The 15,560-nt window shown below is 73.9% G+C and carries 13 protein-coding genes; 2 read left to right on the top strand and 11 right to left on the bottom strand.

Features of this window, described 5'->3' with window-relative positions:
• Window positions 1-71: 71 nt before the first annotated feature.
• A complete protein-coding gene (locus LZG04_RS26250; protein ID WP_308199325.1) occupies window positions 72-2,870 on the top strand; it encodes a BTAD domain-containing putative transcriptional regulator in 2,799 nt (932 codons plus the stop codon).
• A gap of 66 nt (window positions 2,871-2,936) precedes the next feature.
• Here the strand turns inward: LZG04_RS26250 and LZG04_RS26245 are convergent, their stop codons facing one another.
• The 10 genes from LZG04_RS26245 to LZG04_RS26200 all read right to left on the bottom strand — a co-directional run bounded on the left by LZG04_RS26245 (window position 2,937) and on the right by LZG04_RS26200 (window position 13,244).
• Window positions 2,937-4,040, bottom strand: coding sequence for a polysaccharide lyase family 1 protein (locus LZG04_RS26245; RefSeq protein WP_233821523.1), 1,104 nt, complete (start codon window positions 4,038-4,040; stop codon window positions 2,937-2,939).
• A gap of 266 nt (window positions 4,041-4,306) precedes the next feature.
• Window positions 4,307-5,221, bottom strand: coding sequence for a transketolase family protein (locus LZG04_RS26240; protein WP_233821521.1), 915 nt, complete (start codon window positions 5,219-5,221; stop codon window positions 4,307-4,309).
• Window positions 5,200-5,997, bottom strand: a complete 798-nt coding sequence (locus tag LZG04_RS26235) for a 1-deoxy-D-xylulose-5-phosphate synthase N-terminal domain-containing protein (RefSeq protein ID WP_233821519.1) — start codon at window positions 5,995-5,997, stop codon at window positions 5,200-5,202. The genes LZG04_RS26240 and LZG04_RS26235 overlap by 22 nt, the downstream gene beginning before the upstream one ends.
• A complete protein-coding gene (locus LZG04_RS26230; protein WP_233821517.1) occupies window positions 5,994-7,829 on the bottom strand; it encodes a M20/M25/M40 family metallo-hydrolase in 1,836 nt (611 codons plus the stop codon). The genes LZG04_RS26235 and LZG04_RS26230 overlap by 4 nt, the downstream gene beginning before the upstream one ends.
• A complete protein-coding gene (gene argC / locus LZG04_RS26225; RefSeq protein ID WP_233821515.1) occupies window positions 7,826-8,866 on the bottom strand; it encodes an N-acetyl-gamma-glutamyl-phosphate reductase in 1,041 nt (346 codons plus the stop codon). The genes LZG04_RS26230 and argC overlap by 4 nt, the downstream gene beginning before the upstream one ends.
• The gene (locus LZG04_RS26220; RefSeq protein ID WP_233821513.1) at window positions 8,859-10,178 is read right to left on the bottom strand and encodes a DegT/DnrJ/EryC1/StrS family aminotransferase; all 1,320 of its coding nucleotides are present in this window, start codon (window positions 10,176-10,178) and stop codon (window positions 8,859-8,861) included. The genes argC and LZG04_RS26220 overlap by 8 nt, the downstream gene beginning before the upstream one ends.
• Window positions 10,175-10,783: a DegT/DnrJ/EryC1/StrS family aminotransferase gene (locus LZG04_RS26215; RefSeq protein ID WP_233821511.1), complete on the bottom strand. Its 609-nt coding sequence runs from the start codon at window positions 10,781-10,783 to the stop codon at window positions 10,175-10,177. Before LZG04_RS26215 ends, LZG04_RS26220 begins: the two co-directional genes overlap by 4 nt.
• A 47-nt stretch (window positions 10,784-10,830) precedes the next feature.
• Entirely contained in the window at window positions 10,831-11,703 is an 873-nt protein-coding gene (locus tag LZG04_RS26210) for a RimK family alpha-L-glutamate ligase (RefSeq protein ID WP_233821509.1), read from the bottom strand.
• Window positions 11,700-11,879, bottom strand: coding sequence for a lysine biosynthesis protein LysW (locus LZG04_RS26205; RefSeq protein ID WP_233821507.1), 180 nt, complete (start codon window positions 11,877-11,879; stop codon window positions 11,700-11,702). Before LZG04_RS26205 ends, LZG04_RS26210 begins: the two co-directional genes overlap by 4 nt.
• 102 nt (window positions 11,880-11,981) lie before the next feature.
• A complete protein-coding gene (locus LZG04_RS26200; protein WP_267937918.1) occupies window positions 11,982-13,244 on the bottom strand; it encodes an APC family permease in 1,263 nt (420 codons plus the stop codon).
• A 392-nt stretch (window positions 13,245-13,636) separates the two neighbouring features.
• Here LZG04_RS26200 and LZG04_RS26195 point away from each other — a divergent pair, with 392 nt between their 5' ends.
• Entirely contained in the window at window positions 13,637-15,385 is a 1,749-nt protein-coding gene (locus LZG04_RS26195) for a serine/threonine-protein kinase (protein WP_233821502.1), read from the top strand.
• Window positions 15,386-15,397: 12 nt separating this feature from the next.
• On the opposite strand, the gene rpmF is transcribed toward LZG04_RS26195, so the two are convergent.
• Entirely contained in the window at window positions 15,398-15,559 is a 162-nt protein-coding gene (gene rpmF, locus LZG04_RS26190; RefSeq protein ID WP_233821500.1) for a 50S ribosomal protein L32, read from the bottom strand.
• Between the last annotated feature and the right edge of the window lies 1 nt (window position 15,560).

Here is a 15,560-nt window from a genome sequence, read left to right as displayed (position 1 = left end):
CCTCGACCCGACCGGCCGCACCCCACCGCGCCGTGACCGGTGATGCCGCCGGCCGGGTCACGGGGGGTGTGGTGACAGAGGTGCGGTTGCTGGGCGACACGGCCCTGCTCGTGGCCGGCCGCCGGGTGGACCTCGGCCCGGCCCGGCAGCGGTGCGTGTGGGCCGCGTTGGCGGTGGACGTCAACCGCGTGGTGCCGGTGGAGCGCCTGGTCGAACGGGTGTGGGGCGTGGACGCGCCGGCGCGGGCCCGGGCGACGCTGTCGACCTACCTGTCCCGGTTGCGGCAGGCGCTGGCCGGGGCGGACGGCGTGGAGCTGGTACGCAGGCCGGGCGGCTACCTGCTCGCGGCCGACGAGGCCGCGGTCGACCTGTGCCGGTTCCGCGCGCTGGTCGAGCGGGCGCGTGACGCGGACGACGGCGACGCGGTGCGGTCGCTGACCGAGGCGTTGGAGCTGTGGCGCGGCGAGCCGCTGTCCGGGTTGGCCGGCGAGTGGGCGCGGGCCGAACGGGACCGGCTGGCCCAGGAGCGGCTGACCGCCCAGCACGAGCTGGTCGACGCGAGGCTGCGCGTCGGTCAGGGCGTGGAGCTGCTGGTGGAGCTGTCCGCGCGGGCCGCCGAGCACCCGTTGGACGAACGGGTGGCGGGTCAGTACGTGCTCGCCCTGCACCGGGCCGGGCGGTCGGCGGACGCGCTGGAGCACTACCAGCGGGTGCGGGCCCGGCTGGTCGAGGAGTTGGGCGTCGACCCGGGCCCCGCGTTGCGGGAGCTGCACCGGCGGATCCTGGCCGCCGACCCGGGGCTGACCGCCGCGGCCGGCGGCGAGGTCGCCCGTCCGGTGGTCGTGCCCCGGCAGTTGCCGGCGCCGCCGCCGCACTTCACCGGCCGCGCAGCCGAGCTCGACGCGCTCACCGAGGCGTTGGACGACGCCGGCCGGGCGGGCGCGGTGGTGGTCTCCGCGGTCGCCGGCGCCGGCGGGATCGGCAAGACGTGGCTGGTCCTGCACTGGGCGCACCAGCAGGTCGACCGGTTCCCCGACGGGCAGCTGTTCGTGGACCTGCGCGGCTTCAGCCCGGACGGCGACCCGATGGACCCGGCGGTGGCCGTGCGCGGCTTCCTCGACGCGCTCGGCGTCGATCCCGCCCGGCTGCCGACCGACCCGCACGCCCAGGCCGCCCTGTTCCGCAGCCTGGTCTGCGACCGGCGGATGCTGGTCGTGGCCGACAACGCCGCCGACACCGGCCAGGTCGTGCCGCTGCTGCCCGGCGGCCGGTCCTGCACCGTCGTGGTGACCAGCCGCACCCGCCTGTCCGGCCTGATCACCACCCACGGCGCGGGCCACCTCGCGTTGGACGTGCTGTCCGCGGCCGAGTCCCGCGCGCTGCTGACGGCCCGGTTGGGTGAAGCACGCGTGGCGGCCGAGGAACCGGCGGTGACCGACCTGATCGCGTTGTGCGGCGGCTTCCCGCTGGCGTTGGCGGTGGTCGCCGCCCGCGCCGCCGCCGAACCGCGCCTGCCGCTGGCCGACACCGTCGCCGAACTGCGCGGCTTCGGCCTGCACGCGTTGGAGGACGACGACCCGCCGGCCAGCCTGCCCACGGTGCTGTCCTGGTCGCTGCGCCGGCTCACCGACGGGCAGCGCACCGCGTTCGCGCTCCTGGGCGTCGCGCCGGGTCCCGACATCGACCTGCCCGCGGCCGCCGGGTTGACCGGCCTGGCCGAACGGGAGGTCCGCGCGGTGCTGCGCGCCCTGGCCGACGCCTCGCTGCTCGACCACCGCGCCGGCGGGCGCCACGCCATGCACGACCTCGTCCGCGCCTACGCCACCACCCTCGCCCACGACCTGCCCGAGCCCGTGCGCCGGTCGGCGCTGGAGCGGGTGGTGGACTGCTACCTGCACACCGCCTACCACGCCGATCGCCTCCTGGCCGCCCACCGGCAGCCGATCCGGCTCGACCCGCCCGCCGCCGGGGCCCGAGCCGTGCCGCTGTCCGGCACGTCGGAGGCGTTGTCGTGGCTGGACGCGCATCACCACCACCTGCTCGCGGCCCAGCAGACCGCCGCCGCCCACCACCGCCACCGCGTCGTGTGGCAGCTCGCGTGGGCCCTGTACACGTTCCACCAGCGGCGCGGGCACCACCACGACGCCCTGGCCGTGTGGCAGGCCGCGGCCGAGGCCGCCGACCACCTGCCCGACCCCGCCATGCGCGGCCTGGCCTACCGGCGGCTCGGCTACGCCCACGCCGAGCTGGGACGTCACGGGCAGGCGATCGAGCACCTGCACCACGCCCTCGCGTTGGCCGAACACCACGGGGACCGCACCCAGCAGGCCCTCGCCCGCCACACCCTCGCCCGGGCGTGGGAGCGGCTGGGAGGCGAACGGCAGGCGCTGGAGCACGCGCGCCACGCCCTGGACCTCTTCCGCGCGGTCGGCCAGCCCGTGGGCGAAGCCGACGCGCTGAACGCGGTGGGCTGGCTGGCCGCCCGGCTCGCCGACTACGACACCGCCCGCGACCACTGCCGGGCCGCCCTCACCCTGCACCGCCGGCACGGCAACCCGCACGGCGAGGCCCACACGCTCAACAGCCTGGGCTACATCGACCACCACACCGGCCGCCACGAGCAGGCCGTGCGGCACTACCGGCAGGCCCTCGCCCTCTACGAAACCCAGGGCGACACCACCGAGACCGCCACGACGCTGGACCACCTCGGCCACCCGCACGCCGCGCTCGGCGACCACGCCGAGGCGCGTGCGGCGTGGCGGCAGGCGCTGGAGCTGTACCTGGAGCAGGGCCGCGACACCGACGCCGAACGCGTGCGAGGGCACCTGGCCGACCTCGACCACGCCGCCGGCCCGCACGACGGCGGCTGACGCGCGGCGAGGTCTCCGGTGGCCGGACCCCTCGACCCGACCACCGGAGACCTCGCCGTCACCGCGTCAGCAGGAGCCGTTCGACTCCAGCAGGCCCTTGTTGGCCCCGGCCGTGCGGCTCACGATGGTCGGCACGCAGCTCGTCTGGTCCAGCGCGTAGCTGTAGGGGACGCTGACCGTGGTGGTGGACTTGACGTCCGGCCCCGCGGGCCTGGTCTCGCTGCCGGGGCTCGACCACGTCACGTTGTCGAAGATGTTCCCGCTGACGTGCCAGTAGCCGACGGCGTCGGTGTAGAAGGTGCCGAGGACGTCCTTGGAGTTCTTGAAGTAGTTGTTGTCCACCTTGGCCTTGGCGCCGGCCCGGGAGTTGATGCCGGACTCGTTGAGGCTCACGTAGTGGTTGTTGTACATGTGGGCGGTGCCGCCACGCAGCAGGGGTGCGCGGGAGTCGATGTTCTCGTACAGGTTGTGGTGGTAGGTGACGAACCCGTTGGACAGGTCGCTCTCGCTGGACCCGATCAGCCCGCCGCGGCCGGAGTTGCGCAGGGTGCTGTAGGACAGCGTCACGTACTGGGTGTTGTCCTTCATGTCGAACAGGCCGTCGTAGCCCTCCGACTCGCCGCCCGAGGCCAGCAGGTTCACGTGGTCGACCCAGACGTTGCGGACGTTCTTCTCCATCCCGATGGCGTCGCCGCCGTTGGAGGTGGGCGAGCCCGACTTCTTGACGTTGCGGATGGTCACGTTCCGGATGACGATGTTGCGGGACTCGCGGATGTGGATGCCGAGCTGGTCGAAGACCGCACCGCTGCCGACACCGATGATCGTGACGTTGCTGATCCGCTTGAGCTCGATCACGCCCGCGGCGGTCTCGCAGCTGTCGCCGGAGACCTTGGCGGTGTTGGCGTGGTTGATCGTGCCCTCGACCTCGATGATGATCGGGGTGCTGGTGCTCGCCCGGCGGCACAGGGCTTCGTGGATCTTGGTCCCGGTGTTGGCCCGGACCGTGACCCCGCCCTGCCCGCCGGTCGTCCCGCCGTTGGCGGCCGCGTAGCCGGTCGCGACACCGGCCGCGGCCGAGGCCGGCGACACCCCGACGACCACACCGGTCGAGGTCGCGACGGCCAGCGCCGCCACGACCGCGGAAAGCCGCCAAGCGACTGATCGAGTCATTCCATCTCCTGCGTCTGCGAAGGTCGGATGGTGTCGTCGCATTCGCCGGCGGCAGGCGGATGGACGTTTGCGCGTACTCGGGGAAAACCCTCAGGGAGCATTGCGCAGCACCGCGGAACAGGCAACATGATTCACGACCATGAACCGAAAAGCGACGAGGCGGCCCGCTGCGTCCACATTCGTGAACAGCGGGCCGCCTCGGCAGCGGAAGCGCGTCGGGCTTTTTCGGTTGTGTGCGGGAATTGTCGGGCGAGGGCGGAATGCGCTCAGACGGCGGCCAGGACGTGCGCCAGGTCCAGCCCCAGCTGCCCCAGCACCTCGCCGTGGTCACCGCCCTCGGAGGGCCACGCCATGCCCGCGTTCACCCCGACCACCTCGACCGCGGGCATCAGCAGCGCCAACGTGCTCGCCACTCCCCCGGTGGGCCGGTGCTCCTCCACCACGACGAACCGCGAGTACCGCGACGACCTCAGTTCCTCGGCCGCCGCCGTCAACGACGCGTGGTCGACGAAGCACAGGTGCGCGTGCCCCAGCTCCGGCCGCTGGGCGTGCGCCTCCAGCGCCAACGCCGTCCCGACCTCGCCCACCGACACCAGGCACACCTCGGACGACCCGGGTGCCGCCCAGTTCACGCCGGCGGGCTCGTCGGACCCGGGCAGGCTGACCGCCGCCGCGTTGCGCCCGGTCCGGACGTAGAACGGCCCGGAGCCGGCGGCGGCCGCGCGGACCACCGCCCGCGTCTCCTGCTCGCCGTAGGGCGCGGCGATCGTGATGCCCGGGAAGCTCTGCACCACCGCCAGGTCCTCCAGGCAGTGGTGCGTGGTGCCGAACCACGCGCCCGACACCCCGGCGTAGGGCGCGACCACGACCACGCCCGCGCCCAGGTACCCCATGCTCAGCTTCATGCTCTCCGCCGCGCGCAACGTCGCGAACGGCGCGAACGTGCTGACGAACGGCCGGTAGCCCGCCGACGCCAGCCCCGCCGCCATGTCGATCATGGTGGCCTCGGCGATGCCCAGGTTGAAGAAGCGGTCCGGGTGCTCCTGCGCGAACGGGTGCTTGCGGCCGCCCAGGTCGGCCTCGAAGCACAGCACCCTGGGGTCGTGCCGGGCCAGCTCGGTCAGCTCGCTGCGGTACGCGTCGCGCCCCGACAGCGCGGTCACCTGATCATGCGCTTCCACTTCGCCGCCCTCGTCGCGTCGATGGTCACGTAGTGCGCCCCCGGTTTGCCCTCCACCGGCGGCACGCCCTTGCCCTTCACCGTGTGCGCGATGACCGCGCGCGGCCGGTCACCGACCGCGCCGCCCAACGCCGAGCGCAGCGCGCCGAGGTCGTGGCCGTCCACTTCGGACACCTCGAAGCCGAACGCGGCGAACCGGGCGTCCAGGTCCGGCAGCGGCGAGATGTCGGCCACCAGCCCGTCGTTCTGCCCGCCGTTGCGGTCCACGACGACCACGAGGTTGCCCAACCGGCGCGCGGCGGCCACCTGGCACGCCTCCCAGACCAGCCCTTCCTGCAACTCGCCGTCGCCGGTGACCGCGATGCCGAGCCCGGACCCGCCGGACAGCCGCTGCGCCATCGCCCATCCCGCCGCGTACGGCACGCCGTGCCCGAGGCTGCCGGTCGGGAACCGCACGCCGGGCACGGCCGGGCTCGGGTGACCGGTGTAGTGGTGGCCCGCCAGCCCGTACAGGGGCGCCGGGTTCTCCGCCAGCCGACCGGACACGTACAGCGCCGCGTACAGCGCCGCCGCCGCGTGGCCCTTGCTCAGCACGACCTCCGTGCCGTCGTCCGCGTCCGCCCGGTCGAACGCGGCGACGAGGATGTCCAGCACGGACAGGCTGCCGCCCAGGTGGCAGCCGGTCGGCTGGGCCGCCATGTCCACCACCAGCCGGCGTGCGCGCGTGGCGCGGTCCCGCAGCACCTCCAGCGACGCGCCCTCCAACGTCCCGGTCATCCCGCCTCCCCCGTCAGCGCGATCCAGTGCTTAACGGCGTCGGCCAGCACGGCGCGGGCGGCCAGGCAGTCCGCGCCCGTGATCCGCTCCTCGTCGGTGTGGTCGAACGCCGAGTCGCCCGGCCCGTAGGCCACCATCGGCACGTCGTGCCACGTCGTGGCCAGCGTGTTCATGTCCGACGTGCCCTTCTTCACCAGGTAGCGGGGCCGCAGCCCGTGCTGCCCGAACGCCCGGCCGAACGCCTTGGCCAGCACCGTGGACCGCTTCCCCGCGTAGCCCGGCGTGCGCCGCAGCACCCGCACGGAGGAGGTCGGCGAGCCGTGGGCCAGCGCCGCGTCGGTGATCGCGTCCAGGTCCGCGCCGGGCGGCACGCGGAAGTTCAGCACCGCCTCGGCCGAGTGGTGGTCGTGCCGCTGCTCGCCGGTCATCGAGATCAGCGCGCTCAACGCGTCCGGCGCGAGCTTGAGCACGTCGTCGCGGATGCGCTGCACCAGGTCGACCACGGCGTCCGGCGCGGACACCGCGTCCTTGCCCGCCGAGTGGCCGGTGGGCGTGCGCACCGCCAGCGCCAGCTTGAACAGCCCGAAGTAGCCCAACGTCAAGGCGTCCACACCGCTGGGCTCGCCGACGACCACGGCGTCGGCCGGGTAGTGGTCGCGGACGTGGAACGCCCCGCGCGAGGACGACACCTCCTCCTCCACCGCGCCGACCACCCGCAGCTGGTGGCCCGGCGGCACGTCGACGGAGGCCAGCACCTCGACGAAGTTCACCAGGCACCCCTTGGCGTCGACGCTCCCCCGCCCGAACAGCGCGTCACCGTCCCAGCGCACGGGCCAGTGGAACGGCACCGTGTCGAGGTGGCCGAGCAGCAGCAGCCGGCGCGGCCCGTCGCCCTTGGTCGCCACGAAGTTGCCGACCTCGTCCACGAACGCGTCGATCCCGCGCGCCGCGCACCACCCGACCAGGTAACGGGCCAGTTCCCCCTCGTCGTGGGACACCGAAGGGATGGCCACCGCCCGGCTCAGCAGGGTCAGCTCCGGGCGCGGCGGCGGCTCCGGCCAGAACCGGCTGGTGCCCGCCGGGTTGTGCAGCGTGTGCGGTCCGGTGATGGCCACCTCCGCGCTGCCCCGCAGGGCCAGCTCGGCGGCCCGCACCTTCTGCCGCATCCGGCCGCCCGCGTGCGCCGCGCCCTCGCCGGGGTGCAGGTCGGCGATCGTGGTGGTCGGGTCGGCCGGGTCGGTGAGCAACCCGGGCGTGCCGGTGACCAGGCGCAGGTGGTCGGCGTGCAGCGCGTTGGACAGCTCCGCGGCCAGCACGTCGGCGTCCACGTTGAGCGGCGTGCCGCCGTCGGACGCGGCGACCGGCGGTGACAGCACCACGACGTCGTAGGCGTCGAGCAGGGCGTCCAGCCGCGCGGTGTCCACCGACGACACCGTGCCGATGCGGTGGTCGCGCACGATCCGCGCCTTGCCCTCGACCGACGCCCGCAGCGGGCCCGCCGGGGTGGCGGTGACCAGGCCGGACGCCCCGGTGGCGGCGAACACGGCGAGCCCGTGCGCGGCCAGCCCGGACCGCACGCCGGGCAACGTGACCCGCTCGTAGGCGTCCACGAGGTGCGCCATCTCCTCGGGCGTGCAGTGCCGCACCTCGTCGCCGTTGCGCAGCGTCAACAGCGGCACCTCGCGCCCGATGGCCCGGTAGTGCGCCGCGATGCCCGCCGCGCCGCCCGCGACGACCAGCACCCGTGCCCGGCCGGCCAGTTCGGCGACCTCCGCGAACACCGAGGGGTGCGCGAGGGTCGCGCTGCCCAGCTTCACCACGTGCAGCGTCACGGCGCCACCGCCGTGAACGGCAGGCCGGTGTGCTCGGGCAGGCCGAAGAGCTGGTTCATCGCCTGCACCGCCTGCCCGGCCGCGCCCTTGATCAGGTTGTCGAGGGCGGCGACGGTGACGCACCGGTCGCCGTGCACCTGCGGCGCGACCTCGGCGACGTTCGACCCGACCACCGTCTTCAACGCGGGCAGGCCGTGCTTGGTCACCCTGACGAACGGCGTGTTCCGGTACGCCTTGACGTAAGCCCGCTTGACGTCGACCTCGGTGACGCCCGGCCGCAGCCGCGAGTAGGCCGTCACGAGGATGCCGCGGGCCACGTCGAGGCTGTGCGTGGAGAACTGGAGGTCGACGTCCACGCCGGTGAGGTCGCGCAGCGCCTGGGCGACCTCCGGCCCGTGCCGGTGGCCGTGCGGCTTGTGCGCCCGGAAGTTGCCGAACCGGTCGGCCGGGTGCTCCGACGACGTCCGGCCGCTGCCGCTGGACCCGGTCTTGGCGTCCACCACCGGGTCGGGCTCGATCAGCCCACCGGCCAGCAGCGGGTACAGCGCGTAGATCGACGTGACGGCCATGCACCCGGGCAGGTTCAGGAACCGCCCGCCCGCGGTCGGGAACTCCGGCACGTGGTAGGCGAACGGCTCGGTCCACGCCGCCGACGCCGGGTAGTGCCTGGCCGCCGCGTCCGGGTCGGTGAGCCGGAAGTCACCCGCCAGGTTGACCACGTGCTTGGCCCGTTCGGCCAGCAACGGCATCCGGCCCGGCAGCTCCCCGCCGGGCAGGCAGCCGAACGCCACGTCCACCTCGGGCAGCTCGTCCAACGGCCGTAGCGTGAGGCCGGCCACGGCCGGGTGGTTGCGCACGGCGGGCAGCACCCGGTCCACCGGTTTGCCGGCACTGCGCTCCGAGGACAGGAACGCCGGCTCCGCGTGCGGGTGGTCGAGCAGCAGCCGGACCAGCTCGGCACCGGTGTACCCGCTGGCGCCGACCACCGCGACCCGGACCCGACCGGGCGTCACGGTCGACCCGTTCGTCTCAGCCAAGGCGGGCCGCCTTCGCGTGCGGCAGCGGGAACTCCCGGCCGCCGACCAGCTTGCGGATCGCGTCGGGCCGGCGCGCCACCTTGGCGAACGCGTGCCCGTACCGCTCCAGCCGCTCGTACTCGACCGGCGAGCGCAGCTCACGGCACAGCACCAGCGTGCTGCTCAGCATCGACAGCGTGACCGGGAAGTCCTCGGGCGCGTAATCCCGCGCCGCCGCCGGGTTCAGGCTGAACGGGTAGCCGCCGCCGAAGCCCTCGCGCCGGCGGAACGGGATGTGGCACGGGATCGGCGTGTTCTGCCACTCGCGCGCGGGCACGCCCTCCGCGACCAGCAGCTCGTGCACCACCTCCTTGACCGCGTGCACGGGCAGGTCGCCCAGGCCGACGGCGTCCGGGTGCAGCCCGATCCGGTACATGTTGTACGCGTGCGTGCGGCCCTCGGGCACGTGCGGCGCGCTGAACAGCCCGGTCTCGCCGAGCACCTCGGCCAGCCGCGCCGCGTTGCGCGCGCGGATCTCGTCGTAGTACGGCAGCCGTTCGAGCTGGCTCGCGCCGAACGCCGCCACGATCCACGACATGCCGTAGTCGATGCCGTGCCGCTCCAGGTACTCCACCGCGCGGGCGTGCGCGTCGGCCGTGGCGAAGAACGCGATGCCGCCCTCGCCGCCGACCGGGAAGTTCTTGTCCGCCATGAGGCTCTGCCCGGCCGCGTCGCCGAGCGAGCCCGCCACGCGGCCGTCGAACGTGGCCGAGTGGGCGTGCGAGGCGTCCTCGACCAGCGCCAGGCCGTGCCGGTCGGCGACCGCGCGCAACGCGGTCAGGTCCGCGGGCAGGCCGTGCACGTGCACCGGCATGATCGCCCTGGTGCGCTCGGTGACGGCGCGTTCGGCTGCGGCCGGGTCCAGGCAGTAGGTGTCCGGCTCGATGTCGGCGAACACCGGGATCGCGCCCGCCGCGACGACCGCCTGGGCGGTGGCGATGAACGTGAACGCGGGCACCACCACCTCGTCACCCGGTCGCACGCCCGCGCCGACCAGTGCCAGGTGCAGGCTGGACGTGCCGCTCGCGGTCGGCAGGGCGTGCGCGGCGCCCACGTACTCGCGGTAGGCCTCGGCGAAGTCGGCGACGACCTTCGCCGGGTCGACCCGCGTGGACAGCAGCATCTTGAACACGTCTTCTTTGGTGATGACCGGGAACAGCGTGCGGCGCAGCCCGGCGGGGATCACCGGCGGGCCCTCCAGCGCGGCCAGTTCCTCCGTCACGTCCTCGGCGCGCGGCAGCGGCAGCGGCGCCTTCGGGAAGTCGGTGTTCACGCCCGAGCTCCTTGTGTGGTGAGGGCCATCCGGACGCACGCGGCGACCAGGGGGCTGAGCCGGTAGTTGAACTGCACGCCGCCGACCCCTTCGTCGGTCTCGGCCTGGGTCCACATCGTGCGCAGGTCGAACGTGCCGAAGATCTTCAGCCGCTCCGCGCGCCGCCACGCGTCCTCGTCGTCGAACAGCACCGCCGCGGCCGGGCCGAAGCCCAGCCCGGTCAGGTCCAGCACCACCGCGGGCGCACCGGCGGTGGTGGTCAGCAGTGGGCCGAGCCGGTCCACGTCGGCCGGGGTCGGGGACACGTACGCGAACGCGGGCGTGCCGTCCTCGCGCACCCGGACGCCCAGCCAGTCCAGGAACCGGCGGTGCGCGTCGGGCAGGGCGGGTGCCACGACCTCGTCGCCGTGGCCGAGCCGCAGCCCCGCCAGCGCGGAGTGCAGACCCGCGGTGGCGCTGTTGACCAGCACGACCTGTGTCCGCCCGCTCACCTTGCGCAGCAGGCGTTCCAGCGCGGGCAGCTCGCGGTCGTTGCGCTCGATGCTCATGATCACGCCGGAGGTCAGCACCCGGCTGAGCGCGATCGCGGTGTCGAAGTGGTCCATCGTTGGCTTCCCCCAGGAAAGTCGGGCACGACAGAGCCGGACGGCGGTCAGGCCGCGGCGAGGTGGCGGACGCGGTCCGCCAGGAAGGCGGCGAGGTGCGCGCCGATGTCCACGCCGTGCTGCGCGGACGACTTGGCGAACTCGGGGTTGGCGTTGACCTCCAACACCTTGAGCTCACCCGTGCGGACGTCTTCCAGCAGGTCGACGCCGTAGAAACCGGGTCCGAGCAGCGCGACCACGCGGTCGCACAGGTCCTTGATCGCCGGGGTGACCTCGGTGCGCCGCACGGTCGCGCCGAGGTGGGTGTTGGTGCGCCAGTCCGCCGAACGGCGCTCGATGGCCACCACCGGCTCGCTGCCGACGACGACCACGCGCAGGTCGTGGCCCGGCTTCTCCACGTACTCCTGCACCAGGACGGGGAACTGCTTGCCCGCCGCGTCGGCGGACTCCCGCCCGCCCGTCCACGCCTCAAGGCACCCCATGTCGGTCAGCCGCACCACACCGCGGCCCCAGGAGCCGCTGAGCGGTTTGACCACGACCGGCCAGCCCAGCGCCAGGGCGATGTCGCGCACCTGGTCGTGGCCGAACGCGTGCAGCGACCTCGGGTGCGGGATGCCGTGCCGGTCGAACAGCAGCGCCTGCGTGCCCTTGTCGTGGCAGATGTCGATCGCCGCGCCGGTGTTGAGGGTCGGCACGCCCAGGTGGCCGAGCCGGTGCGCGATGCCCGCGGCCTCGCGGTGCGAGAGGTTGCGCAGCAACGCGACCGCCGGTCGCGGTGCCGAGCCGTTGAGCACGTTGCCGATGTCGGCGACGAGGGCGGTCTCGACGCTGATGCCCTGGGCGCGCAGCGAGTCGAGCAGCAGCCGTTCGTCGGGCCGCACCATCGTCACCGACAGCAGGACGTCCGGTCGCCCGGTCACTCGCCCCAGTCCTCTTCGACCTCCGGCGCGAGCTCGACCGCGACGCGGCCGTCGGTCGCGTCGACCACTTCGTGCTCCTGGCCGCAGGACGCGCATTCGACGATCTCGCCCTTTTCGGTGGCGGCGGCCACCTCCAGCTCGGCGTCGCAGACGAGGCAGCTCACGGTTGCGATCATTTTCTCCGCTCCGTTCGACATTTCGTTGACCGACCTTTTCGGCAGACCGAACCCACCCGATCGCGGTCGTGGTGCGATCGGGCTCGGCACGTTTGTCGTCGACTAGCCGTCGACCCGCTGCGCGGCGACCGGCTGGGTCCGCCGCGAGTAGGTGAGCGCGATTCCCGCGAGGACCGCGGGCACGAGCAGGAAGTAACCCGAGAAGACGAGCACGACGCTCATCACGACCAGCGCCAGCACGGTGCCCCACCACACGGCCGAGCGCCGGGGCAGCAGCCGCAGCCCCGCGGCGAGCCCGGCCACCGTCACGGCGATGAAGCACGTGGACGCGGCCAGCATCACGTCACCGAGTTCGAGGCCGAAGCCCAGGGCGACCGCCGAGAGCAGCAGGCTCAGCACGAACAGCAGGGCCAGGCTGCGGCGCGGCACGGAACCCGCCTCGTGGCCGCGGCTCAGCCACGCGGGCAGCGCGCCGTCGCGGGCCAGCGCCGCGCCGAGCCGGGACGCACCCGCCAGGTAGGCGGTCATGGTGCCGAAGGTCAGCACGATGGCCAGGCCCGCGGTGACCGGCCCGGCGGCCGGCCCGACGCCGCGTTCCAGCAGCAGCGTCAGCGGCGCGCTGGAGGTGGCCAGCTCCGGGCCGAGGACCAGGATCGCGGCCAGGGCCAGGCCCAGGTAGAGCACGGCGACCACGATCAGCGTGAGGATCGCGGTGCGGCGCAGGTCGCGGCGCGGGTCGCGGAACTCGCCGGACAGGTGGGTGACGGCCTCCCAGCCCGCGAAGGTGAAGAACAGCAGGCTGGCCGCGTGGCCGACGGACAGCCAGCCGTTGGGCGCGAACGGGGTGAGGTTGGCGGTGTCCGCGTGCGGCATCGCGGTGATCACGGCCACCAGCAGCAACACCGCGAGCAGGCTGATCAGCCCGAGCTGCACCCGTCCGGAGACCTTGAGGCCGACCGCGTTTATGCCGAACGCCGCCACCAGCAGGATCGCGGCGATCGCCAGCGCCTGGCCGGTACCACCGCCCAGCGCGTGCGCGACGTACTGGCCGCCGACGAACGCGGTGGCGGGCGCGCCGGCGGGCAGCGCGAAGTAGAACCAGTAGCCGACCGCGCCCGACGCGCGCGGTCCCCACGCCTTGGCCGCGAACGTGGCGATGCCGCCGCCGTCGGGGTACTGCGAGCCCATCGCGGCGAAGCTGAGCGCGACCGGGATGCAGAACAGCACCAGGCTCGTCCACGCGATGATCGCCGCGGGCCCCGCCTCCGCGGCGGCGAGCGCGGGCAGCGCGAGAATGCCCGCCCCCAGAATCGCCCCCACGTAAATCGCGGTGCCCTGCGCCAAACCGATGCGATGACCAGTCATGATCGTGCGCTGCCTCCCCCAGGCCGGTTCTACCTCCGAACGGGCGTGCGACACCGGCCGAAGTCACCGAGGAGCGACTATAGCAAAAGACCCATGCCCGAACAGGGACATATTCCGACTCCGAGATATTCCGGGGATAGGGGAATCGAATCTCGTACCGATTTATCAGCGACCCCGAAGGATCCTCTCGGACGGCTGCTGCGGGCCGCCCGGCCCTGGTGGTAGCGGGCGTTCGCGAACGCCGGCACGGCGTGATCGACGCGTTCGACCGCGCGCGGGGTTGCGGTTCCCCGCAGCCCGGCACGCACCGGACGGGGTTCGGGACCGCGAAACCGCCGCGCACGCGGTGGCGTGATCGCCGGTCCCCGGTGGCCGGTTGCTAGCGTTACGCGGTGTCTGAGAGAGAGCACACCGGGCGGATCCTGGACGGCCGGTTCGAGCTGCTGGAGCGGCTGGGCAGCGGCGGCATGGGCACGGTCTGGCGCGCCGTCGACCTGGGGCTGCACCGCGAGGTGGCCATCAAGGAGGTCCGCCCGGCGGACGCCGACCAGATCGAGAGCGATCCCGCGGCGGCCGCCCAGCTGCGGGAGCGGGTGCTGCGCGAGTCCCGCGCGCTCGCCCGGTTGCAGCACCCGAACGTCGTGTCGATCTACCAGATCATCGAGTCGGCCGACTCGCCGTACCCGTGGATCGTCATGGAGCTGGTGCGCGGCACGTCGCTGGACGCGCGGCTGAACGAGGGCGTGCTCACCCCGGCCGAGGCGGCCAGGGTGGGGCGGGACGTGCTCGCCGCGCTGCGCTCGGCCCACTCGGCGGGCGTGATGCACCGCGACGTCAAGCCCGGGAACGTGCTGCTGCGCACCGACGGCAGCGCCGTGCTCACCGACTTCGGCATCGCCGCGTTGCAGGGCTCGACCCAGCTCACCGCGACCGGTGACGTCATCGGGTCGCCGGAGTACATCGCCCCGGAGCGGTTGCGCGGCGACGAGACGCACACCGCGTCGGACCTGTGGTCGCTGGCGATGCTGCTGTACGTGGCCGTCGAGGGCCACCACCCGATGCGCCGCGCCTCCACGATGGCGACGCTCGCCGCGGTGATGACCGAGCCGGTCCCGCCGCCGCGCCGCGCGGGCGCGCTCGCACCCGCGCTCAACGCCGCCCTGCGCAACGACCCGGCCGAGCGGCCTCCCGGCGACGTGCTGGACCGGATGCTCGCCGCGGCCGAGCACGACTCCGCCCCGTTCCCGGGTCCGCCCACGCCCGCCGGGTTCGCCGCCTCGGGGCCGCCGACCCCGAACGGGTTCGCCGTCCCGGGTCCGCCCACGCCTGGCGGGTTCGCGGTTTCGGGGCCGCCCACCCCCGGTGGGTTCGCGGTCCCGGGACCGTCCACCCCGTCCGGGTTCGCCGGCTCGGGACCGCCCAGCGGTCCGCAGCCCGCGCCGCCGTACCCGCACTGGCCGTCCGGCCAGGTCAGCGGTCCCCAGCCGACGCCGGGGCCGCGCAAGCGGACGGCCGCCGTGCTGCTGTCGCTGGTCGGGGTGGCGGTGGTCGTCGCGGCCACGCTGCTGGCGGTCCACCTGAGCGGCCGCGACACCGGGGCGAACTCCGGCACCGGCTCGTCGACCACCCCGACGACCACCGGGGCGAACGCGGACCTGCCCGTCCTCCCGACGACGACCGCGGCGGCCGACCCGGCGAAGGAAGACCTGCTCACGCCCGCCGGCGCGCGCAAGGCCGTCGGCGCGCTCGGCGAGGCGATGGGCGGCACCAAGGTGTCCGAGCTGACCCTGTGGCCGGACCGCGCCACCGCCGTGGCCCCGACCTCGGCGGTCGCGCACGGGTTCGACGACTTCGAGTACCGGGGCGGCAAGGCGAGCCGGAAGGGCCCGGACGGCGTGGACGCCGACCGGGCCGTGCTCGACCTGAACGAGGTGAACTGGGACGCCCTGCCCGCGCTGTTCGAGCGGGCGAACAACGAGCTGGGCGTGCCGCAGCCGACGATGCGGTACGTGATCGTGAGCCCGGACATCATCGACGGCACCCCGTCGATCAGGGTGTACCTGATCGACGACTACGGCGGCGCGTACCTCCAGGCGTCGCTGAAGGGCGAGGTGCAGAAGACCTACCCGCGCGACAAGTGATCCCGGCGTCGGTCACAGCAGCCCGCGGCGGTAGGCGGCCACGAGCCGCCTGGGCACGGTCAGCCGGCGGTCGTCGAGGGTGGTCACCGGCACCAGGTCCGGTGCGGCGGCCTTCCACCGGGCGCGGCGGTGGCGGGTGTTGCTGCGGGAGGTCTTGCGCTTGGGGACGGCCATG

The sequence above is a fragment of the Saccharothrix sp. S26 genome, from assembly GCF_021390395.1.
In the GTDB taxonomy this organism is placed as follows: Bacteria; Actinomycetota; Actinomycetes; order Mycobacteriales; family Pseudonocardiaceae; genus Actinosynnema.
This window is presented reverse-complemented; position numbering and strand designations above follow the sequence as displayed.